The 21,486-nt window shown below is 59.4% G+C and carries 15 protein-coding genes; 10 read left to right on the forward strand and 5 right to left on the reverse strand.

Annotated elements, in window-relative coordinates; genetic code table 11:
* Positions 1-193: transposase (locus CLV89_RS09785; protein ID WP_165798114.1), on the reverse strand; the 193-nt coding region annotated here is incomplete at its 3' end.
* Between the two features lie 228 nt (positions 194-421).
* On the reverse strand, positions 422-2,533 hold the full coding sequence (locus tag CLV89_RS09790; protein ID WP_106163489.1) for a methyl-accepting chemotaxis protein: 2,112 nt from the start codon (positions 2,531-2,533) through the stop codon (positions 422-424).
* 481 nt (positions 2,534-3,014) lie between these two features.
* On the opposite strand from CLV89_RS09790, the gene CLV89_RS09795 reads away from it, so the two are divergent.
* From CLV89_RS09795 to CLV89_RS09815, 5 genes are all read left to right on the forward strand, one after another.
* Complete coding sequence (locus tag CLV89_RS09795) at positions 3,015-4,001, forward strand: TAXI family TRAP transporter solute-binding subunit (protein WP_106163490.1); 987 nt, start codon at positions 3,015-3,017, stop codon at positions 3,999-4,001.
* On the forward strand, positions 3,998-4,468 hold the full coding sequence (locus CLV89_RS09800) for a DUF1850 domain-containing protein (RefSeq protein WP_106163491.1): 471 nt from the start codon (positions 3,998-4,000) through the stop codon (positions 4,466-4,468). The genes CLV89_RS09795 and CLV89_RS09800 overlap by 4 nt, the downstream gene beginning before the upstream one ends.
* Positions 4,468-6,480, forward strand: coding sequence for a TRAP transporter permease (locus tag CLV89_RS09805; protein WP_106163492.1), 2,013 nt, complete (start codon positions 4,468-4,470; stop codon positions 6,478-6,480). The genes CLV89_RS09800 and CLV89_RS09805 overlap by 1 nt, the downstream gene beginning before the upstream one ends.
* 69 nt (positions 6,481-6,549) lie before the next feature.
* Positions 6,550-8,280 (forward strand): sensor histidine kinase, encoded by a 1,731-nt coding sequence (locus CLV89_RS09810; RefSeq protein WP_165798115.1) that lies wholly within the window; start codon positions 6,550-6,552, stop codon positions 8,278-8,280.
* Complete coding sequence (locus CLV89_RS09815) at positions 8,277-9,596, forward strand: sigma-54-dependent transcriptional regulator (RefSeq protein WP_106163494.1); 1,320 nt, start codon at positions 8,277-8,279, stop codon at positions 9,594-9,596. Before CLV89_RS09810 ends, CLV89_RS09815 begins: the two co-directional genes overlap by 4 nt.
* A gap of 81 nt (positions 9,597-9,677) precedes the next feature.
* Here CLV89_RS09815 and CLV89_RS09820 read toward each other — a convergent pair whose 3' ends face one another.
* Both CLV89_RS09820 and CLV89_RS09825 read right to left on the reverse strand, forming a co-directional pair.
* Complete coding sequence (locus CLV89_RS09820; protein ID WP_106163495.1) at positions 9,678-9,899, reverse strand: DUF2798 domain-containing protein; 222 nt, start codon at positions 9,897-9,899, stop codon at positions 9,678-9,680.
* A gap of 2 nt (positions 9,900-9,901) precedes the next feature.
* Positions 9,902-10,222, reverse strand: a complete 321-nt coding sequence (locus CLV89_RS09825; RefSeq protein ID WP_106163496.1) for a putative quinol monooxygenase — start codon at positions 10,220-10,222, stop codon at positions 9,902-9,904.
* A gap of 106 nt (positions 10,223-10,328) precedes the next feature.
* Here CLV89_RS09825 and CLV89_RS09830 point away from each other — a divergent pair, with 106 nt between their 5' ends.
* The 3 genes from CLV89_RS09830 (at position 10,329) to CLV89_RS09840 (ending at position 16,996) form a co-directional block, all read left to right on the forward strand.
* Positions 10,329-11,243 (forward strand): LysR family transcriptional regulator, encoded by a 915-nt coding sequence (locus tag CLV89_RS09830; protein WP_106163497.1) that lies wholly within the window; start codon positions 10,329-10,331, stop codon positions 11,241-11,243.
* A gap of 250 nt (positions 11,244-11,493) precedes the next feature.
* Complete coding sequence (locus tag CLV89_RS09835) at positions 11,494-14,283, forward strand: bifunctional aconitate hydratase 2/2-methylisocitrate dehydratase (RefSeq protein WP_106163498.1); 2,790 nt, start codon at positions 11,494-11,496, stop codon at positions 14,281-14,283.
* 295 nt (positions 14,284-14,578) lie between these two features.
* On the forward strand, positions 14,579-16,996 hold the full coding sequence (locus tag CLV89_RS09840) for a methyl-accepting chemotaxis protein (RefSeq protein WP_106163499.1): 2,418 nt from the start codon (positions 14,579-14,581) through the stop codon (positions 16,994-16,996).
* A 455-nt stretch (positions 16,997-17,451) separates the two neighbouring features.
* Here the strand turns inward: CLV89_RS09840 and CLV89_RS09845 are convergent, their stop codons facing one another.
* Entirely contained in the window at positions 17,452-18,219 is a 768-nt protein-coding gene (locus CLV89_RS09845) for a substrate-binding periplasmic protein (RefSeq protein WP_106163500.1), read from the reverse strand.
* A 390-nt stretch (positions 18,220-18,609) separates the two neighbouring features.
* Here CLV89_RS09845 and CLV89_RS09850 point away from each other — a divergent pair, with 390 nt between their 5' ends.
* Positions 18,610-19,728: a porin gene (locus CLV89_RS09850; protein WP_106163501.1), complete on the forward strand. Its 1,119-nt coding sequence runs from the start codon at positions 18,610-18,612 to the stop codon at positions 19,726-19,728.
* 305 nt (positions 19,729-20,033) lie between these two features.
* Positions 20,034-21,365 carry a trigger factor gene (gene tig / locus CLV89_RS09855; RefSeq protein WP_106163724.1) on the forward strand — a complete coding sequence of 444 codons (1,332 nt, stop codon included), beginning with the start codon at positions 20,034-20,036 and terminating at the stop codon, positions 21,363-21,365.
* Positions 21,366-21,486 lie beyond the last annotated feature (121 nt).

Genomic DNA, 21,486 nt, shown 5'->3' on the forward strand with positions numbered 1-21,486 from the left:
TCTGCAGCCGCTTCAGTTCCTTCAATTGGTCTGTGCCCATCCCACCGTACTTCTTCTTCCAGCGGTAGAACGTCTGTTCAGTCACACCAATCTGCTGGATCGCATCCAGACGCGGCATGCCTTGCCCCGTCAGAACCTCGACCTGCCGTAACTTCGTGACAATCTCCTCGGGCTTGGGTCGCTTGTTCGCCATGGTCTTCCTCCGTTTTCCTAACCATAGCGGAGGACCACTTCAGTGGGGGAGGAGCAGGGGCTTCGGACGCAGTAAGGGCCACCCGCAGCCATTGCTGAATAGGGGGAAGCTTCACGTCTCAGCTCTGCTCGACCGGTCAGGCCAAAACTACGCCTCGCTTTGCGGGTCGCGAAGCGCAGAGGGGCCGCCTGCTGTGCGATCGATGTTTCGACACGACAGCGTTGACGTCTATGCAACCTCACTCATGGGGGACTGAGTGTGACTGGAGCGCAATTCAAACCGTGCGATCATTTCCTCAAGGTGAGAGGCATCCGTACTGAGGGTGTGGCTGGTGGAATTGGACTGTTGGACCATGGCAGCGTTTTCCTGTGTCGCGGCGTCCAAGTGGGAAACGCCGGTATTGATTTCGGCAAGACCGATCGCTTGCTCTTGCGCACTTTCCGCAATGTCCTTGACCAACTGTGAAATGTTCTCGACGCGCGAGAGGATGGATTCCAGAGCCGTACCGGATTGATTTACCAGGCCGACACCCGCCTCAACATGAGAGGAACTCTCTTGGATGTGCGTCTTGATTTCCTTGGCCGCTTCAGCCGAGCGCAGCGCCAACGACCGAACCTCCGATGCCACGACCGCAAACCCGCGGCCTGCTTCTCCGGCGCGTGCGGCCTCGACACCTGCGTTGAGAGCCAGGAGGTTGGTTTGGAAAGCAATATCGTCAATCACGCCGATGATCTGTGAAATCTGGTGGGAAGACTGTTCGATTGACGCCATGGCGGCGACGGCCTGCTTCACGACGGTCCCATTTTCCGTTGCTTCGATCTGAGCATCAGATGTGGTTTCCTCGGCTGTTCTCGCTCCGTCAGCTGCAGAGCGAACACTTGCGGTCAACTGTTCCAGCGCCGCTGCAGTTTCTTCGAGAGTGGCTGCCTGGCCTTCGGTGCGTCGCGACAAGTCATCAGATCCAGACCGAATGTCGTCGGAGCTCTGATGAATGCGCTTTGATGTCTGCATGATTTCAGACAACGCGTCATTCAGGCGCGCACTGGCAGCATTGAAATCAATCCGCAAGCTTTCGTATTCGCTTGGAAAGCTCTGGTCGAAAGAAACGGTCAGCTCGCCCTTTGAAAGACGCGAGAGACCGTCCTTCAGCTCTGCAACCACGAAATCCTGCTCTTCTTTTCGTGCAAGTTGCTCTGCTTCCAAGTCGAGTGCGTGGCGTCGCATGGACATGGTTTCTTGCTTGAACTTGTAAATTGCATGGGCGAGGCGACTCAGTTCGTCTTTACCTTCGATATCCTTAATGAAGACGTCATACTCACCGCTTGCAAATCCATTGACCACGCTCGCAAGATACTTGATGCGTCGGATCATTCCTTCAAAAGCGATCAGGGAAAAAACCAGAACTCCCAATCCGACCGCAATCCCTGCGACTAAGTGGAGAAGATATTTCCGCTCAGCTTTTGCGGCGACCTGTGCGGACAGATCGTAGGCGCGTTGCCCCATTTCGATTTCTTCATCTCGCAGAAGATCGATCCAAGATGTCGATATGTTGAACCACTCGCTCGGCTTCAGGGAGAAATCACCGGTTTCCATCCCACTGGCAACAGTCTCTCGGGCGGATTGAATGCGCTGGTACGGAGCCATCTCTGAAAGACCTGTGTACCAATCCTCCGCATCGAGAAGGAGGTTGGCTTCTCGAAGGTACGCAATTTGCACCGCGTGCCGCGACACATACTTTTCGTAAATGTCGAAATCGAAGCCAGCGGACAGACCGGATGCGCCCATTGCACGCTCCAGGCCAGCGCTTTCCTTGGCACCAGCTATCAGGTTCTTCACCTCGAGAAGTTTGACAATCGTGGTTTCGGTATGTTCACCGATCGCCGGGCGAGACAGGTCGAGCGTAACTTCAATCAACGCCGTGTAGACTTTCGCCATTTCAACAGGGGGGAGGCCCAGCGTGTCGACAGTGTTTCGTGTGCCCTCAAGAGCGGCGAGTCGCTCCGAGAATGCCTCGTAAGTACGTGGCTGGGTTTCTACAAGGTGTTGCGCACGATCTCCGACTGCCGCGATACTCGCGTTGGTCTCGTCCCGTTGCGCCGTCAGCTCAGCTTGGAACCGGCTGCCCTTTGAACTGAGGAAGCCAGCGGAGTAGCCGCGCTCCTTTTGAAGGTTGTGGATCAACTGGCTCAACGCGACGCCGTGACCGATTTGGGCCGTCGTGGACCTGGCTTCGGTCGCTATGGCGTCAAGGCCTTTGACGTCATCGTACAGCATATATGCCGCGAAGGCAGAAAGCGGTGCGATCACAAGGATCATCAGCAGACGAAGTCGGAGTTTCATTAAACATCTCCCTTGAACAAAAACACGGCAACCAGATCGTCAAACAAAAAAACGGAGCGCTTAGGGAAACTCCCTCGAAAAGATGAATATTTTCTTTTTGTTTCGAGGGGTTTCATTTGGCGCTTGGAGGTATTAAGCGAAAAACATTCCAAATTAATGTATTTCAATATTTTAAAACTACCTCTTCTGGCAATTGGTGTTGACCTGGCGTGCTGTCGAAAAATGACTTCTTTTTACGTTTTTCACGTCAATTTATTTTTGGTTTTACGTGGCTCTGCCGTGCAAGTCCGAGTGGTGCGCTTGAGTAGACGCACGGTACGCGGTATGGCAGAATTCTGCGCGCGCCATGGCGAGTGATTGCCAAGGAAGTCGTCTGCCGCGGCAAAAAGCAGTGCACATTCATTCGCTATTCTGAAAGTTTGAGCACATCGCGGGAGGAACGCGGGACGAACTTAAAATTTTCCTGTCTTGGGAGGACAGCATGTTTACTACACTTCTTCGCGGGCCCAAGGGCCTGATCGGATCGGCTGCGCTGGTCGCATTGAGCCTGGGCACACCGGCCCTTGCGCAAGAGCAGCTCTCGATCGCCACCGGCGGCACCGGCGGCGTCTACTACCCCATGGGCGGTGGTCTGGCCGAGATCATCAACGGCCATGTCGACGGCTACTCCGCCACCGCCGAGGTCACAGGCGCGTCGGTCGAGAATATGGGCCTGATCGCAACCGGTGATGCGGATTTCGCAATCGGTCTGGCGGACACCGTGGCGCAGGCGCACAGCGGCACAGGTCGTTTTGATGGCCAGCAGCTGTCGATGGTCCGTGGCGTGGCCTCGCTCTATGCGAATATGGTGCATATCGTAGCACTCGAAGGCAGCGGCATCACCGCGCTGGAAGATCTGCGTGGCAAACGCGTGTCCATTGGTGCGCCGGGCTCCGGCACCGAGGTTAACACTTCCGCTATCCTCGAAGCCAACGGCATCACCTATGACGACATCGAAGAGCAGCGTCTGAACTTCAACGAAACAGCCGACGCGCTGGCCAATGGCGATATCGATGCGGGCTTCCTGTCCGTCGGTGCGCCGACCTCGTCGATCCTGAACCTCTCCACCACGCAGGACATCGTATTGATCGCCCTGACCGAGGACGAGCTGGCCGCTTCACTTGACGCAAATGCGACATTTGCCAAGACCACGCTGGTTGGCGGCACCTATACCGGTGTGGACGAAGACCTCACCGTGCTGGGCATTCCCAACGTGCTGACCGTATCGTCCGAAACTCCGGATGATCTGGTCTATGCGGTGACGAGCGCGATGTTCGGCAACATCAAAGAGTTGCAGGCTGTGCACCCGGCAGCGAAGCAGACCACCGTTGAGTTCACGCTCGATGCGACACCGGTTCCGCTGCACCCCGGCGCGATCCGCTACTTCGAGGAAATCGGCGCCGAAGTTCCGGACCGCCTGCGTCCGTGACCGGCAGACTAGGTGGAGGAGGGCTTCTGGCCCTCCTCCTGTGCGTCGCGGCGCCTGCGTCCGCCGACGTGCTTGTTGCCACGCGGCCCAATGACGAGCAGATCGCCCGGTTCTCGGTGCCCGAGGGCAGTGAGTGGTGCGTAAAGTGGCATCACTCGGTCAAAGGGTTCGAAGTCTCGGATTGCTACGAGAACCGCGCGGGCCAGATGGTCCTCGTATGGTCACATCTGCCGGACTTCGCGGCGGGGCTGGATCATATTCCCGGGCGCGGACGACAGGTGTCGGACGGGCAGGGTGGCTATTTCATACTCGATATCGACGAGCCGGTGCCCGGCAACACCTATGTGTTGCGCCCGGGGGCGGGGCCGGTCGATCACCGGCTGCAGGTGGGCGACAAGGTCGTTTCCCTGTCTGCTGTGGCACCGCGCGAGCGGGTGCGGATTACCCTGAGAGGGAAGACTGACTGATGACAACAGACACCGACATCACCCCTGTTCCACCACCGCAACCGCGCCTTCTGTTGCGGGCGATTGCCGTGATCGGGATCGCGCTTTCACTGTTCCAACTGTATGCGGCGGGGGTGCAGCCACTGGGCCTGTTTTTCCAGCGGCCCATCCACCTGGGCTTTATTCTGGTGCTCTGTTTCCTGATCTACCCGGTCTTCGGCCGGGATCAACCGCGCGGTCTGTTGGGCTGGGCGATCGACGGGCCGCTGATCCTGTGTGGTATCGCCGTCGGGGCCTGGGTGCCCATGAATATCGATATCATCGCCAACCAGATCTTTCCGCGCCAGATTGATGTCTGGATGGGGGTCCTGACCCTCTTTGTCGTGCTGGAGGGGGCACGCCGTTCCGTCGGACTTGGCATGACGATCATCGGGGCCTTCTTTCTGGCCTATGCCTTTGCGGGCTCCCGCGGGGAGTTGCCGTTCCTGTCAGACTGGATGCCCGGCATTCTGAACCACCGCGGCTACCCGCTGGAACGGGTTGCCAGTCAGATGACATTGGGTGCCGAGGGGATCTTTGGCATCCCGCTTGGTGTTGCGGCGACTTTTGTCTTTGTTTTTGTGCTGTTCGGGGCCTTTCTTGAGGTCACAGGTGCTGGCAAGTTCTTCATTGATCTCGCCTATGCTGCGACAGGGCGACAGCGTGGCGGTCCGGCCAAGGCTGCAGTTATCGCAAGCGCCGGCATGGGGTCGATCAGCGGATCGGCCATCGCCAATGTGGTCACCACGGGCGCGTTCACCATTCCGCTGATGAAAAAGCTGGGCTATCGGCCCGCACAGGCCGGCGGCATCGAGGCCGCGGCATCGACCGGCGGCCAGATCATGCCACCCTTGATGGGGGCGGGCGCGTTCTTGATGTCGGAGTTCACGCGGGTGCCTTACGTGGACATCGTGCTGGTGTCGATTTTCCCGGCAGTGCTCTATTTCGGCGTGGTGTACCTGCTGGTGCATATTGCGGCCATCAAGCAGGGCATGACGGGGCTGAGCGCCACTGATCTGCCGCGCACGCGCAAGGTTCTGGCCGAAGGCTGGCATTTCCTGCTGCCGCTTGTGGCCTTGGTGGCGCTGCTGGTGGCTGGATATTCGCCCATGCGTGTGGGCTTTTATGCCATTCTGTCGATCATGGCGGCAGCAGCGGCGCGGGCCCTTTGGAATTTCGCAGCCTCGGGGCCCAGCATGGCGCGGTTCGTTGCCATGTGTCGCAAAGGCATAGAGCTGACGCTGGAGGCGTTGGAACTTGGCGCACGCAACGCGGTTGCGGTGTCGATGGCCTGCGCCGTGGCCGGAATCATTGTGGGTGTCGTTGGTTTGACCGGCTTGGGCCTGAAATTCTCGGCCATGATGATCGCGTTTTCCGGCGGCAACCTGTTGCTCGCGCTGATCCTGGTGATCATTGCATCGCTCATCCTGGGGATGGGGCTTCCGGTGACCGCCGCCTATATCGTGCTTATCATCCTTGTTGGCCCGGCCCTGACCGAGGAGTTCGGGGTGCCGGTTCTGATCGCGCACCTGGTGGTCTTCTGGTATTCGCAGGACAGCAACGTGACGCCGCCTGTGGCTTTGGCCGGGTTCGCTGGGGCCGCCATCGCGGGGTCAAAGCCCATGGAAACCAGCGTTCAGGCGTGGAAATACGCCAAAGGGCTGTATCTGATCCCGCTGTTCATGGTGTTCAACGAGGAAATCATCATCGGTGGCCCGCTGCCGCTGGTGCTGTGGAGCGGGGCAATTGCCATACTCGGGCTGGTGGCATTTGCCGCGGTGCTCGAGGCCTTCTTGTGGCGGCCAATGCAGCTTTGGATGCGGGTGCTGCTGATGCCCGGCATTGTCGCCTTGTTCTGGCCTGAGCTGATGGTTGAAATCGCCGGTGCGGCTCTTGTTGTGGCACTGCTGGCGCTGAACTGGATGCAGTCGCGCCGGGATCGGGAGACTGGACAGGATGGGTCCGTCGGCCAGTCTGATCTCAGCCATCCGTGATGGTATGAAGCCCCGTGATGACGTCGCCCGCGCAAACGCCATCTTCATGACAGGCTTCAGGTCATGAAGATGGCGCGCCCTCTGATGCTGGCGGGGCTGTCGGCCCTGCTGGTCTGGTTCATTGCGCAAACCCTCGCGGTGAACACGGCGCGGCGGGAGCTGGATCAAACGCTGTTACTGACCACCCGCGCGGTGGAGGCAGAGGTGGAGCGTTTGCGCGCTCTGCCTGCTGTCGTTGGTGAAGACGCCCGCATCCGCGACGCGCTTGCGGGCGATGGGCCTTTGCAGGACGCCAATACCTATCTTGAGGCGGTCGCGGCGCATGTCGGGGCGGAGGAACTGTTTCTTATCAACGCCGAAGGCGACACGATTGCGGCGTCGAACTGGAACACGGACGGCAGCTACATCGGGCAAAATTATGCCTTCCGCCCCTATTTTCAGGACGCCATCACAGAGGGCCAGGGGCAATTCTACGCCATTGGTGTCACGACCGGCATTCCGGGGTATTTCCTCGCCGCGCGGGTCGAGGTCGGCGGTGCCGAGGGCGTCGTGGCGGTGAAACAGGATCTTTCGATCCTTCAGGACACATGGCGCGCGGCAGAGGCGGACATCGCCCTTGCGGATGAGCATGGCGTTGTATTCCTGTCTGCACGCCCGGATTGGCAATATCGCCCGCTTGTGAACCTGACGCCCGATGCTCTGGCGCAGCTTGTTACTACGCGCGCCTACGAAGGGGTCGGGCTGGGCGAAACCGCGCCTTTGTTGACGGAGCCGCCGGTCGGCGGTGATGCGCGGGGCCGGAACTGGATCGCGCGGATCGGAGCGGTTCCGGCAACCGGCGGGCAGGTGGTCGCGATCCGTCCCTTGGGGGCGCTGCAGTTGATGGCCTTCGGGTGGGCAGTGCTGGCCGCGCTGGCGGCGCTTGCGGTTGCGGCAACCGTCAAGGCGCTTGAACAACGTCGCCAGATCACCGCCTTGCGCCTGTCGCAATCGGAAAAGATGGAAGCCATGGTTGTTGCGCGCACTGCGGATCTTGCCCGTGAGGTCGATGCACGCAGACAGGCCGAAGCTGACCTGCGCGCCACCCAAGAGGCGCTGATCCATGCGGAGAAAATGGCCGCCATGGGCCGCATGTCAGCCGCGATCGTCCACGAGATCAGCCAGCCCCTTGCCGCGATGGAGGCAACATTGTCGGCAGCCGAAATGGGCATGAAGCCCCCGGATGCTGCGACGGTCACCCGGATCGGCAAGGCGCGCGACATGATCCGTCGGATGCAACGCACCACCAAACACCTCAAGAGCTTCGCCCGGAAAGAAAACGCCGAACTCAGCCTGATAGATCTGCGCACGCCGTTGAAATCAGCGCTTGATCTGGTGCTGCCCCGGGCCAAGGTGGTTGGTGTCACGCCCGATATTCAGGTGCCGGAGGGCAAAGTGCCTGTGATGGCGGGGGCCGTCCGGGTCGAACAGGTGATCGCAAACCTGCTGTTGAACGCGCTTGATGCCATCGAGGCCAAACCGGACTCGTCGGTGACCGTAACGCTGACGACCGAAGGTGATCAGGCCCTCATAGAGGTCTGCGACACTGGGGTCGGGATTTCGGAACAGGACCTGCCGCGGGTGACGGATCCGTTCTTCTCGACCAAGCTGACAGGCGAGGGTCTGGGACTTGGCCTTGCGATCTGCAAGGCGATCCTGACTGATTTTCGCGGAACACTGGATATCTGGTCAGCGCCAGAGCAAGGCACGCGGGTCACCATCGCCCTGCCGATTGGCGAGAAGAAGGAAGAGACACGATGACAGCCTGCATTCACATTGTGGACGATGATGCAGATCATCTGTCGGCGCTGTGCGATTTGGTGGCAACTGCGGGCTATGAGGTCCATGGGTTCGAGGCTGCAGAGGCGGTCCTGGCCGCCTTGACGGATCCGCCTGATATGGTGATCAGCGATCTGCGCATGCCGGGCATGGACGGGATGGGGTTGCTCAAGGCGCTGCGCGAACAGACCTTGTCCGTCCCGGTCATTCTGTTGACGGGTCACGGCGATGTCGCACATGCGGTCGAGGCGATCCGCGCAGGTGCTGAGGATTTTCTGGAAAAACCCTATGATTCCGCACATTTGCTCTCCGTCATTCAACGCACGCTGAATGCTCAGGCCGCCCGCAACGAGGTGGTGCGTCTTCAGCAGGTCCTGGCTGAACGGGATCGGGTCAGTATTCTGGGAAAATCACGCGCGATGGCCAGCTTTCGCGATCGCATCGCAGCGCTGGCCTCGGTCGATCTGGACGTGGTCATCACGGGCGACACCGGGACCGGCAAGGAGCTGGCCGCGCGCGCGATCCATGCGGGCAGTGCGCGTGCAGAGCAGCCGTTCATCGCGATGAACTGTGCGGCCGTTCCGGACGCGATGGCCGAAACCATCCTGTTTGGACATAGCGAAGGGGCCTTCGCCCATGATGTGAATGGTCGAGCGGGCAAATTGGAAGCCGCTGACGGCGGCACGCTGATGCTGGATGAGGTCGAAACCATGTCGCCGGCCATTCAGGCAAAACTGCTGCGTGTCCTGCAGGAGCGTATGGTTGAACGCATCGGTGACACCACGCCACGACCGCTCAATATCCGTGTCATCGCGACGACGAAAACGCCATTGCGTCAGCTCGATGCGTTCCGCTCTGATCTCTATTTCAGACTGGCGGGGGTCGAGCTTGCGGCGCCGACCTTGCGCGAAGCGGGGGAGGATATTCCCCTGATCTTTTCGCACTATGCCCAACTTGCGGCCCGCCGCTACGGGCGTCCTGACCCCGAATTGCCATGGCAGGCGCAGCAAAAGCTCAAGCGTTTGGGCTGGCCCGGCAATATCCGTGAGCTGAAGGCCTGTGCCGAAGCCTATGCCCTTGGATTGTTTGAGATACCGCAGGGCGCCGGGGCGTCACCCGGTCCGCTGACACTGGCGGATCGTGTAGCGGAATTTGAGGCGCGTGAGATCGCGGCGGTGCTGGACGCGCATGCCGGCAACACCCTTCGCGCGGCTGAAACACTTGGGCTTCCACGCCGCACGCTCAACGACAAAATGCGCCGGTACGGAGTGTCCTCGGAGCCTGCGCATAGAGAGTGACAGAAGGCCTAGATCGTGGGGTTTGAGCAGGCGCGTGACATCCTGCCCAAACCCGGCGCGCCCGGAGCGAAGCCAATCCCGTCAGGAGTGCCACCCACCGGCCAGCCGTTGGCTCAGCCGCAGGATCGGAGGTCCCGCCACAAAGGCGATCCCTGCGGCAGCGGGCCAGGCCAACGCAAAGGCCCGGGCCCAATTGCCAAGGAAATCGGACGACCACCCGAGGTTGATCAGCGTGACCCATAGGGTCATCAGGCTGCACAGCACCAGCGACATCAGTGCTGCGAACAGGATGCGCTGCAACATGCTCAGTCTCCGGACGCGGGCGTGGGCGCGGGATCGCCGCTGACATCGGTGAGCTTTTCGATGTAGCAGACCCGCGTCATGCCGGTGGCCAGCACCGCCTTGGTGTGGTCATACTCAAAATGCCGCGCCAGCGCGTCGGGGCCTGTCCAGCATTCCCACAGGGTAAAGCGCTGCGGATCCTCGATATTCTGGCGCACCTCGAAGAAGATGCAGCCGGGCTCATCGCGCGTGGTTTCAGCCAAGCCCGCCAGCATGGTTGCTGCGGCTTGCGGATCGGTTCCCGGGGTCAGCTCAAGACCGGCGCTTACATAATAACGGCTCATATCGTCACTCCTTTTGGGTTTGAAGTCTCTTCAGAGTGAGGTTTGGCATTGTTCAAAAGTGAAATATATTGTCAATTGAAGAAGTCTAAATTCCGGATTTGAAATCATGCTCGATGATGTCGCCTTGTTTGTTCATATCGTTCAGGCCAATGGCCTGGCGGCGGCTGGGGTGCGTCTGAACATTCCGGCGGCGACGGTGACCCGTCGCCTGCGTCGGCTGGAGGACGCGCTTGGTGTGCAGCTCATCCATCGGTCGGCGCGCAGTTTTGCGCTGACCCCTCAGGGCAGCGTTTACTATCAGGAGCTGGGTGCGCAGATCGCCCAGATTGAGCGCACCCTTCAGGGGCTGGACGATGATCAGCGCAAAATGGCGGGGAGCCTGACCGTGGCCGCGCCGACCAATATGTCGCTTCATGTGCTTGAGCCGATGTGGGCGGATTTTGTGGCGCGGTATCCTGATATTCAACTGGATCTAAGACTGTCCAATTCCCGTGTCGATCTTGTTGAGATCGGTGCGGACCTCGCGTTGCGTGCCGGGCCGCAACCGGATTCGGCGCTGTTTCAAAAGCGCCTCGGCACGGCGCGGACCATCATTGCTGCCTCACCTGAATATCTGGCCAAGGCAGGAACGCCGATGGCGCCTCAGGATCTGGCGGACCATCGCATTATCGGTGTGAAGGTGCTGCCCTCGTGGGAGCTGACCTGTCTGCAGACCGATGCGCGCACGACCTTGCGATTGACGGCAGCAACCGCGGTGGACGACATCGGGCTGGCGGCCCGGCTGGCCACGCGAGGGCAGGGGATGACGCTGATACCCGTGTCCGAGATTATCGAGGAAATCCGGTCTGGCGCGCTGATGCATGTGCTGCCGGAGTGGCGCGGACAGAACCGGGCCATCTACGCCGTCTGGCCAACTGGACGGCTGCTGAGCGCACGGGCCCGTTGCTTTCTCGACTTTATGGCGGAGTATATCGCGGCCGACCCTTGCTTGCAGGGAGAGGTGCCGCTTGCGTTGACGTAATGAGCAAGCAGGTGCCTCATAGAGCGGACGCACTGCATTTTTGTATCTGTCGGGCACAGAACCCGATAGTATGTCGACAGCCTATTACGCTTGGCGCTGATGGTGAGAGGCTTCACCTTGACTGGCGGGAACATCTTGCAACGTGAACACCACTGGTATACTGCCGCATACAGCAAGCTTGACGCGGCTCGCCAAGAGTGTTTGCGAACCCGTTTCAAGCTTCTTCTTACATTGAATCGTCGGGACCGTCATGAGCTTGTACACAGACTACCTAGAAGAGATCGAAACGCGTAAGAGCGAAGGGCTGCACCCCAAGCCCATCGACGATGGCGCGCTGGTCGCAGAGCTGATTTCTCAGATCAAAGAGGTCGGCAACCCGCACCGCGAAGACTCGCTCAAGTTCTTCATCTACAACACGCTGCCAGGCACCACGAGTGCGGCGGGCGTGAAGGCGGCGTTCCTGAAGGAGATTATCCTCGGCGAGGCTGAAGTGGCGGAAATCACGCCGGAATTCGCGTTTGAGCTGCTGTCGCACATGAAGGGCGGTCCCTCCGTTGAGGTTCTTTTGGATCTCGCACTGGGGCAGGATGCCGATGTGGCAGCGCATGCGGCAGAGGTTCTGAAAACCCAGGTCTTCCTCTATGAGGCTGACATGGAGCGTCTGGAGGCAGCCCATAAGGCTGGCAATCCAGTCGCCAAGGACGTGCTGCAAAGCTACGCAAAGGCCGAGTTCTTCACCAAGCTCCCCGACATCGACGACGAGATCAAGGTCGTGACCTACATCGCCGCCGAAGGCGATATTTCGACGGACCTTCTGTCCCCTGGCAATCAGGCGCACTCGCGTTCGGACCGTGAACTGCACGGTAAATGCATGATTTCCGAGGCCGCGCAAAAGGAAATCGAGGCGCTGAAGTTGCAGCATCCCGACAAGCGCGTGATGCTGATCGCCGAGAAAGGCACCATGGGCGTCGGCTCCTCGCGGATGTCGGGCGTGAACAACGTGGCGCTCTGGACTGGCAAGCAGGCCAGCCCCTATGTGCCCTTCGTGAACTACGCCCCCGTGGTTGCAGGCACCAATGGCATCTCGCCGATTTTCCTCACCACCGTGGGTGTGACCGGCGGCATTGGTCTGGACCTCAAGAACTGGGTCAAGAAGGTCGACAGCGACGGCAAGGCGATCCTCAACAATGACGGCAACCCGGTGCTTGAGCAGAAATACTCGGTTGAGACCGGCACCGTGCTGAAGATCGACACCAAGACCAAGATGCTCTTGGACGAAGACGGCAAGGAACTGGTTGATGTCTCCTCCGCGTTCACGCCGCAGAAGGTCGAGTTCATGAAAGCGGGCAGCTCTTATGCTGTGGTCTTTGGCAAGAAGCTGCAGACATTTGCGGCCGAAACCCTCGGCATCGAGGTTCCGCTGGTCTTTGCTCCGGCCAAGGAAGTCAGCCATGAGGGCCAAGGCCTGACTGCGGTTGAGAAGATCTTCAACCGCAACGCGGTGGGCAGCACGCCGGGCAAGACCCTGCATGCGGGCTCTGACGTGCGGGTAAAGGTCAATATCGTCGGCTCGCAAGACACCACCGGCCTGATGACCTCGCAGGAACTGGAGGCCATGGCGGCCACCGTGATCTCGCCCACCGTCGATGGTGCCTATCAGTCCGGCTGTCACACCGCCTCGGTCTGGGACAAGAAGGCACAGGCCAACATTCCGCGCCTGATGAACTTCATGAACACCTTCGGCCTGATCACCGCGCGTGATCCCAAAGGTGAGTATCACGCGATGACCGACGTGATCCACAAGGTGCTGAACGACATCACCGTGGACGACTGGGCGATCATCATCGGCGGCGACTCCCATACCCGCATGTCCAAGGGCGTGGCCTTTGGCGCCGACTCCGGCACCGTGGCACTGGCTCTGGCCACCGGCGAGGCGACCATGCCGATCCCTGAAACGGTCAAGGTGACCTTCACCGGCACCATGCAGGATCACATGGACTTCCGTGATGTCGTGCATGCCACGCAGGCCCAGATGCTGAAGCAATTCGGCGACAACGTGTTCCAGGGCCGGATCATCGAAGTGCACATCGGCACCTTGCTGGCGGATCAGGCCTTTACCTTCACCGACTGGACCGCGGAGATGAAGGCGAAGGCCTCCATCTGTATTTCGCAGGACGATACGTTGATTGAATCGCTCGAGATCGCCAAGAGCCGCATTCAGATCATGATCGACAAAGGCATGGAAAACGCCGCCGGCACGCTTCAGGGTCTGATCGACAAGGCCGATCAGCGTATCGCGGAGATCAAATCCGGTGAAAAACCGGCGCTGTCGCCCGATGACACCGCGAAGTATTTTGCCGAGGTTGTGGTTGATCTCGATGTGATCGACGAGCCGATGATCGCCGACCCGGATGTCAACAACGAGGATGTCTCCAAGCGCTACACCCATGACACCATCCGTCCGGTGTCTTACTACGGCGCGCAGAAAAAGGTCGATCTCGGCTTTGTCGGCTCCTGCATGGTGCACAAGGGCGATATGAAGATCGTCGCCCAGATGCTCAAGAACCTTGAGAAAGACCAGGGCAAGGTGGAGTTCAAGGCGCCATTGGTGGTCGCGGCTCCAACCTACAATATCGTCGACGAGCTCAAGGAAGAGGGCGACTGGGCGATCCTGCAGAAATACTCGGGTTTTGAGTTCGATGATCTGTTCCCCAAGGGTGAGGCGCGGACCGAGTACGAGAACATCCTGTATCTGGAGCGTCCGGGCTGTAACCTCTGCATGGGCAATCAGGAAAAGGCCGCCAAGGGCGATACCGTTCTGGCGACCTCCACACGCCTGTTCCAGGGCCGTGTGGTTGAGGATGCGGCCGAGAAGAAGGGCGAGTCCCTGCTGGCCTCGACACCAGTGGTGGTCCTGTCCGCCATTCTTGGCCGGACCCCCAGCATCGAGGAGTATAAGGCAGCGATCAAAGGGATCGACCTGACCAAATTCGCTCCCCCGCTGGAAAAGCCGGCTGGCGCTCGCTCCGCTCACTTCTGATCACCTGACCGAAGGGGCGGGGCACGCTCTCGTCCCTTTTTCGAGCAGGTTTGAGCTCTAACAAAACCACAAGGCGCGCTCTATCAAGGGCGCGCTTTCTTTATTTGCGGATCACCTGACCGGACGTGGAATTTTTGCACGCGACAATGCCCCGTAAAGACACCGATATTCTGCCGTTAAATGGCTGGAAACCATATGATTCACGAAGTCTAAAGGCCTTGTCGACTAATTTTTCATCAGAAGTTTGGCGTGCCGCTCATTTTGTTTCGGGCGGATTGGTAACGAGGATCCGAGAATGTTTCGTTTGAGTAATCTCAAGCTTGGCTTGAAACTGCCTATTATGATCGCACTGCCCGTAGTGATAATTGTTCTTGCGTCGGGGGCATTGCAGCTGTCGCAGATGTCGCAGGCAGTCGATGAAGAACACAAGGCGACATACGAGGGCTTTGTGCAGGGACGTAAGCGCGCGCTGGAATGGTGGCTGAACGAGGTGCAGGGCGAAGTGGTGGCGCTGCGGTCCAGCTTCGCAATTCAGACAGCGGTGACCGAATTTTCGCAGGCCTGGAAGGCGGTCGATGGCGATCCGCAAGCACAGCTGCGCCAATCCTACATCGTCGACAATCCGCACCCGGTGGGAGAGAAGGACGTCCTGGAAAATGCCGGGGACGGGTCCGGATGGTCCGCAGTCCACCAGCGCCATCACGGCGGGCTGCGGGCGTTCCTGCAATCTCGTGGATATTACGATCTGTTCCTCTTCGATATGGACGGGAATCTGATCTATTCGGTGTTCAAGGAAGACGATTTTGGTCTGAACTTTGAGACTGGGAAATACAAGGACTCCGGTCTCGGAGAGGTGTTCCGGGAGGGGCGCTCACTGGCCGAGGGGGCATTCTACATGACGTCTCTTGCGCCTTATGCACCAAGTGCCGGCGCGCAGGCCATGTTCATGTCGACGCCGATCTTTGTTGACGGGCAGCAGGCTGGCGTTCTGGCTGTGCAGTTTCCGCTCGACGGGATCATGCGCATCCTGTCTCAGTCCGAACAGATGGGCCAGACCGGTTTCATTTATCTGGTCGATCAGAACGGCATGTCGTTAACGGAGTCGCCGCATGAAGGCGGGTTTTCTGCCTATGATGTACTGCCGGAGCGTGAACAGATCCGCGCGGCTCTCGCGGGGGAGCATCAGTATTTTGATCCGGCGATCGGGGTTGGCGGGCATGACGTGATTTCTGTCGCTGATAGCGTGACCATACCAAACGGAGAACGGTGGGGACTGGTCTATGAAATTGACCGTTCAGAGGCGATGGCGGTTGTCAATAAGGCGACGACCAACGCGTTGATCGAACTGGCGGTTACCAGTCTTCTGGTGGTGCTGGCGTCCTGGCTCGCAGTGCGCGGCGTTGTCAAACGTCTGGAGCGGCTCGCCGGTCACGTGGAAGAGCTGGCAGATGAAAACTACAACGAGGAAATCACCGGACGGAGCATCGGCGATGAGGTTGGATTTATCTCCAAGACCCTGTCCAATCTTCAGGTTCGGCTGCAGGAAGGTGCTGCCGCTAAGGAGCGCGAAAAGGAGATTCAGGAAGGCAATGCAATGGTGGTGCGTACGCTTAGCAACGCCTTGATGAACCTTGCAAAAGGCGACTTCCGCAACAAGGTGCTGAAGTTCTTCCCGGTTGAGCACAAGAAGCTTCGCTACAGCATCAACGATGCGATGACGGAGCTGAGCACGGTGATTGAATCTGTGCGTGAAACGGCGGAGAGCATTGCTCAAGGCGCGATAGAAGTCAGCTCTTCTGCCGATGATCTGTCGTCGCGCACTGAAAGCCAGGCCGCAACGCTGGAGCAAACGGCTGCGGCTCTGGAGCAGGTCACCTCGAGTGTGAAATCGGCCAATGACAACGTTCTCAATGTTGAGCATACGGTCACGCAAGCGCGTGGAATGGCCGAGGAGAGCGGAACCATTGTGAAAGAGACGATCGACGCGATGAACGGGATTGAGGAGTCGTCTCAGAAGATCAGCAACATCATCAGCGTTATCGATGACATTTCTTTCCAGACCAACCTCTTGGCGTTGAATGCCGGTGTCGAGGCCGCCCGTGCGGGAGAGGCTGGACGTGGCTTTGCCGTGGTGGCATCGGAGGTGCGCGGCCTGGCGCAGCGGTCATCCGAGGCCGCGCTTGAAATCAAGGCGCTGATCGAAACCAGTGGCCATCAGGTTGGTCGCGGTGTGCAGATGGTTGACAAGACCGGCAACGCGCTGACCCAGATCGTTGATCAAGTGAAGCATATCTCGGTCCTGATCAACGAGATTGCACAATCCTCTCAGGAGCAATCCACGGCACTTACCGAAATCAACATTGGCATGTCGCAGCTTGATCAGGTGACACAGAGCAATGCCGCAATGGTCGAGGAAAATACCGCTGCCGCCCACATGCTGCGGTCGGATTCGGATCGCCTTGCGCAATTTGTGGGCCGCTTTCAGACCCAGAATCAGCGCGGTGAGGGCGAGGCGTCGCAAGGCACCGTGGCCGTGGATGCCACAGCGACCGAGATTGCGCCGACAGACCACATCGCTGCACCGGCCAGCCATGCGGAATCGGAGCCGAAAGCCAACGATGAGGACACCGGCGGGCAGGCGCAAGTGGCGTCCGACCCCACTTCGGACGTGCAGCCCGCAAAGCGTGCCAACGAGCGATGGGCTGATTTCTAAGCCCATCGCCGGATGATACCGTGCAGTATATCGGTCGGGGTACCGGCCGGCAGTGACTGGCGGGAGAGCATTGGTGGCGGAGCAGGAAGGCCTGTGCTGCTTCGCGATTTTGATACTGGGTCGAAACCGGGGCATGCCACGCCTTCGCTTCCGATTGCGCGAGCCGACTGTGAAAGTGAGCTTGCCAGATCACCACTTAGGCGGCTGCATGCAGATTGCCTCAGATGGCCGACACGAATGTGCAAGTCCTCCCTGTGGCAGGTCCGCGAGCGAGGAAGGCTGAGACGGGTCTGCAAGGGGCATACGATTTCCGGCGCTAACTTGGCTTGAATTAGACGTGACAGTGCGCAGCGCCCCGGATTTGCTACGACATGCGTTTGGTTTCCGGGAGGTGGACACAGGAGCGGGCGACGCGGTGCAAGACCACGTCGCCCGTAGCAAGTGCTGAGGAAGGTTCAGTTGGACGGGATGCCGGAAGCTGCGTTCAGCTCCGTCTTCACGGCCTCCAGTTCGCCGGAGGCCTCAAGCGCGTCATAGGCGGCCTGAAGCCTAGCGGCGAGGTCTGCGCCGCCGTCCATTTCAGAGGAAATCTGCAGATATCCCAATGCCTCGGCAACGGGCAGTTCTGTTGCCGCGAATTGTGCCACTTCGTCTGGCGTAAAGCTCTGGTTCAGGAGATCCCAGCCCACCAACTCGTTGATGATAAAGGCGTCGATGCGCCCCTTCTGAAGCTTCTTGAAGTTGGACAGATCATTGGACGCGGTCTGCACCACATAGGTGCCCGCCTCGCCCAGTGCCCAGAACTCCTCGGTATAGGGATAGCCCAGCGTGGCGCCGAATGTGGTTCCCGCCAGATCGTTCAGTGTCTGCCATTCGGGCAACGGGTCGTCCTTACGGTAGAAGAACACGATGCGACCGGTGGAAACCGGGCCGACCTCGATCAAGCCGCTCTGATCCGCGAGATCGTTCCAATAGCTCGCGCCATGCATCTGGCCGTTGCGGGTCAGTTCCAGACCTCTGTTCCAGGGCATGTATTCAAACGTGATCTCGACGTCAGCGTCGGCGGCCAGACGGGCCACCAGACCGTTGACCACGCCATCGTTGGGCAGTGCTGCGCCGGTCATCGGGGCGTATTCGCCCGTTGCGATGCGCACGGGGTCTGCCATCAGCGGCGTGGTCACTGCCGTCAACGCGAGGGCGACGGCACTCAATGTGTGTTTCATGATCGTTTTGCTCCGAGGTGGATGAGATGCACGAAATTGTCCAACGAGAGTGCTAATCAACAATTGCCGACCTCAGATGGTTTTGCGTTTTTTACGTCGGATTTGATTCTAGGCGGCGTGTATCGGCGATGCAGGGTTGCGCTGAGCGACTAGCAGTATGTTGAAAAATGCAAAGTTCCGGGGTTGAAATCTGCCTTCTGAATTCCGTGTCAGGCCGCATGTCAGGCGAAAAACTGCCTTAATTACAGTGCTCTCCAAAAAGTGAACCGAACGGTTCATGCGGCAGTCTTTTCAAGTCCTGTTCGCGAAATTCTTACATGTTATCTCGGGTCCCAGTCGGGTCCGGGGATGGAGGATGGCCGGCTGACACTTACTTAGGAGACTCATATCATGAGCACCAAATCCCTTGCGGTGGGCTCCAGCACGCTTGCGCTGACAGCCCTCCTTGCGGCGCCCGCGTTTGCCGGCCCCACCTACACATCCGACAACGGTGGTTCCTTCCGCTGGTACGGTCAGCTCAACCTAGCCTATCAAGGCTATGATGATGGCGGTGAGGACTATAATCGCCTGGTCGACAACGGGAACTCCGGCTCTCGTGTCGGGTTCTGGCTGGAACAGCCCTTTGGCGAGAACACACTGAAGTTCCGTTTCGAGACATCCTTGTCGCTGCGCGCGTCTGACGGTGTGAACCAGAACGATCAGGGTGATATCACCGACTGGACGCGGAGCGACCTGCGTCACGTCGATCTGCAATGGCACACTCCGCGCTATGGTACCTTCTCCATCGGTCAGGGCTCCATGGCCGCTGACGGTGCAACTGGCATCGATCTGTCCGGTACCGGCGTCGCGGCCAACACATCCGTTGCAGATGCAGCGGGCGGGTATTTCCTGCGGGATGCGGGCGGCAACCTGACCGGGATCGAAATCGGCGATGTCTTTGCGACCTTTGACGGCTCCCGCCGGGGCCGTGTGCGCTATGACTCGCCAGACTTTGCCGGGTTCACCGTCTCCGCGTCTTATGGTGAGGATATCCTGACCAAAGATGCCGACACCGAGCAGTATGACATCGCCTTGAACTATGAGAACGAAGATCTGGGTGACTTCACCGTTGCGGGTGCTCTGGCTGTGAGCTGGACCGACAAGGGCGGCGCGGACACCCGTGACACCATCGCCTCTGCTGCGGTTCTGCACGAGCCGACAGGCCTGTCGCTGAGTGCGGCGTCGGGTGATCGGGACACCGGTGGCAACTATGGCTATGTCAAGCTGGGGTACACTGCGAACCTGATCTCCGTCGGTGCGACATCCTTCTCCGTCGATTATTATGACGGCTCGGACCTGGTGTCGGTCAACGACAGCGCCGAATCCTTTGGCGTCGCGGCGGTGCAGAAGTTTGATCGTCAGAACCTTGAGGCCTATATCGCGTACCGCGAGTACTCCTATGACGACAGCTCCGCCACCAACTACCAGGACGGCTCCGCCATTCTGGCGGGTGCGCGCTGGAAGTTCTGATCGGATCATGCCATTGACGGTGATCTAAATTCGAGCGACCGGACCGGGCAAGGGGCTTCCTACCTCGTGCACCGATCCCGGTGCGGTCTCTCGCATGATGCTGCGCCCCCCGGTTCCTCCGGGGGGCGTTTGCACATCCGGGCCAGCTTGGCCCCATAAAAACCGGGGAAACCGCCGGTTTGGGCCGCTTCCGGCGCGGATCAGGCCTTATGCCCCTTGCACCGCGCGGCGCTGGCCAATAGAAGGCCTCAAATTGTCTGGGGGCGGAGCCTGCGCGCGCGCCCCGAATCTCTATGGGGAATATGATGCAGGTCACAGAAACTCTGAACGAAGGTCTGAAGCGCGGCTACGCGATCACCATTCCGGCCACCGAGCTGGAAGAGAAGGTCAACGTGAAACTGGCCGAGGCGCAGCCCGAGATCGAGATGAAGGGCTTCCGCAAGGGCAAGGTCCCGATGCCGCTTCTGAAGAAGCAGTTCGGTCCGCGCCTCATGGGCGAAGTCATGCAGGAAGCTGTCGATGGTGCGATGAACAAGCACTTCGAAGACTCCGGTGACCGTCCGGCGATGCAGCCCGACGTCAAGATGACCAACGAAGACTGGAAAGAGGGCGACGACGTCAACGTCGAGATGTCCTATGAAGCGCTGCCCGAGATCCCCGAAGTGGACGTCTCCGGTGTTGCACTGGAAAAGCTGGTCGTGAAGGCCGAAGACGAAGCCGTCACCGAAGCGCTGGAAAACCTGGCGTCCTCCGCACAGGACTTCGAGGCCCGCGAAGAGGATGCCGCGTCCGAGGATGGCGATCAGGTTGTCATCGACTTTGTCGGCAAGGTCGACGGCGAAGCGTTCGAAGGTGGTTCCGCCGAGGATTACCCGCTGACGCTGGGCTCCAACTCCTTCATCCCCGGCTTCGAAGAGCAGCTGGTTGGTGTGAAGACCGGTGACGAAAAAGACGTGACCGTAACCTTCCCCGAAGAATATGGCGCAGAGCACCTCGCGGGCAAAGAAGCCGTGTTCTCCTGCACCGTCAAGGAAGTCAAAGCCCCGAAAGCGGCCGAGATCAATGACGAGCTGGCGACAAAATTCGGTGCCGAAGATCTGGACCAGCTGAAGGGCCAGATCGCCGAGCGTCTGGAAGCAGAATATGCCGGTGCCGCACGTCAGGTGATGAAGCGCGCCGCGCTCGACGCGCTGGCTGATCTGGTGTCCTTCGACCTGCCGCCGAGCCTGGTTGAGGCCGAAGCCAAGCAGATCGCACACCAGCTGTGGCACGAGGAAAACCCGGACGTCCAGGGCCACGATCACCCGGAAATCGAAGCCACCGACGAGCACAACAGCCTCGCCGAGCGCCGCGTGCGTCTGGGCCTGCTGCTGGCCGAAATGGGTCAGAAAGCCGAAGTCGAAGTGACCGAGCAGGAAATGACCCAGGCGATCATGCAGCAAGCACGCCAGTATCCGGGTCAGGAACGCCAGTTCTTTGAATTCATCCAGCAGAACGCACAGATGCAGCAGCAACTGCGCGCGCCGATCTTCGAAGACAAGGTCATCGACCTGGTGTTCGAACAGGCGCAGGTCTCCGAGAAAGAGATCTCCAAAGAAGAGCTGCAAAAAGCTGTTGAGGCGCTCGAAGAAGAGTAATTTCTTCCGATGTGACTTATTCAAAGGCCGTCCTTCTGGGGCGGCCTTTTTTGTTGCCGCGCGTGGCCTCTTGAAGGTCAACGCATGAAGAGGCTGAGCGGTGGGGCGTTGCCCATGCCAA

The organism is Tritonibacter scottomollicae (assembly GCF_003003215.1).
GTDB lineage: Bacteria > Pseudomonadota > Alphaproteobacteria > Rhodobacterales > Rhodobacteraceae > Epibacterium > Epibacterium scottomollicae.

Excerpts from the sequence above, each read along its gene's own strand:
- CLV89_RS09790 (WP_106163489.1), bottom strand. The coding sequence starts at position 2,533 with ATGAAACTCCGACTTCGTCTGCTGATGATCCTTGTGATCGCACCGCTT.
- CLV89_RS09795 (WP_106163490.1), top strand. The coding sequence starts at position 3,015 with ATGTTTACTACACTTCTTCGCGGGCCCAAGGGCCTGATCGGATCGGCT.
- CLV89_RS09805 (WP_106163492.1), top strand. The coding sequence starts at position 4,468 with ATGACAACAGACACCGACATCACCCCTGTTCCACCACCGCAACCGCGC.
- CLV89_RS09810 (WP_165798115.1), top strand. The coding sequence starts at position 6,550 with ATGGCGCGCCCTCTGATGCTGGCGGGGCTGTCGGCCCTGCTGGTCTGG.
- CLV89_RS09815 (WP_106163494.1), top strand. The coding sequence starts at position 8,277 with ATGACAGCCTGCATTCACATTGTGGACGATGATGCAGATCATCTGTCG.
- CLV89_RS09820 (WP_106163495.1), bottom strand. The coding sequence starts at position 9,899 with ATGTTGCAGCGCATCCTGTTCGCAGCACTGATGTCGCTGGTGCTGTGC.
- CLV89_RS09825 (WP_106163496.1), bottom strand. The coding sequence starts at position 10,222 with ATGAGCCGTTATTATGTAAGCGCCGGTCTTGAGCTGACCCCGGGAACC.
- CLV89_RS09830 (WP_106163497.1), top strand. The coding sequence starts at position 10,329 with ATGCTCGATGATGTCGCCTTGTTTGTTCATATCGTTCAGGCCAATGGC.
- CLV89_RS09835 (WP_106163498.1), top strand. The coding sequence starts at position 11,494 with ATGAGCTTGTACACAGACTACCTAGAAGAGATCGAAACGCGTAAGAGC.
- CLV89_RS09840 (WP_106163499.1), top strand. The coding sequence starts at position 14,579 with ATGTTTCGTTTGAGTAATCTCAAGCTTGGCTTGAAACTGCCTATTATG.
- CLV89_RS09845 (WP_106163500.1), bottom strand. The coding sequence starts at position 18,219 with ATGAAACACACATTGAGTGCCGTCGCCCTCGCGTTGACGGCAGTGACC.
- CLV89_RS09850 (WP_106163501.1), top strand. The coding sequence starts at position 18,610 with ATGAGCACCAAATCCCTTGCGGTGGGCTCCAGCACGCTTGCGCTGACA.
- tig (WP_106163724.1), top strand. The coding sequence starts at position 20,034 with ATGCAGGTCACAGAAACTCTGAACGAAGGTCTGAAGCGCGGCTACGCG.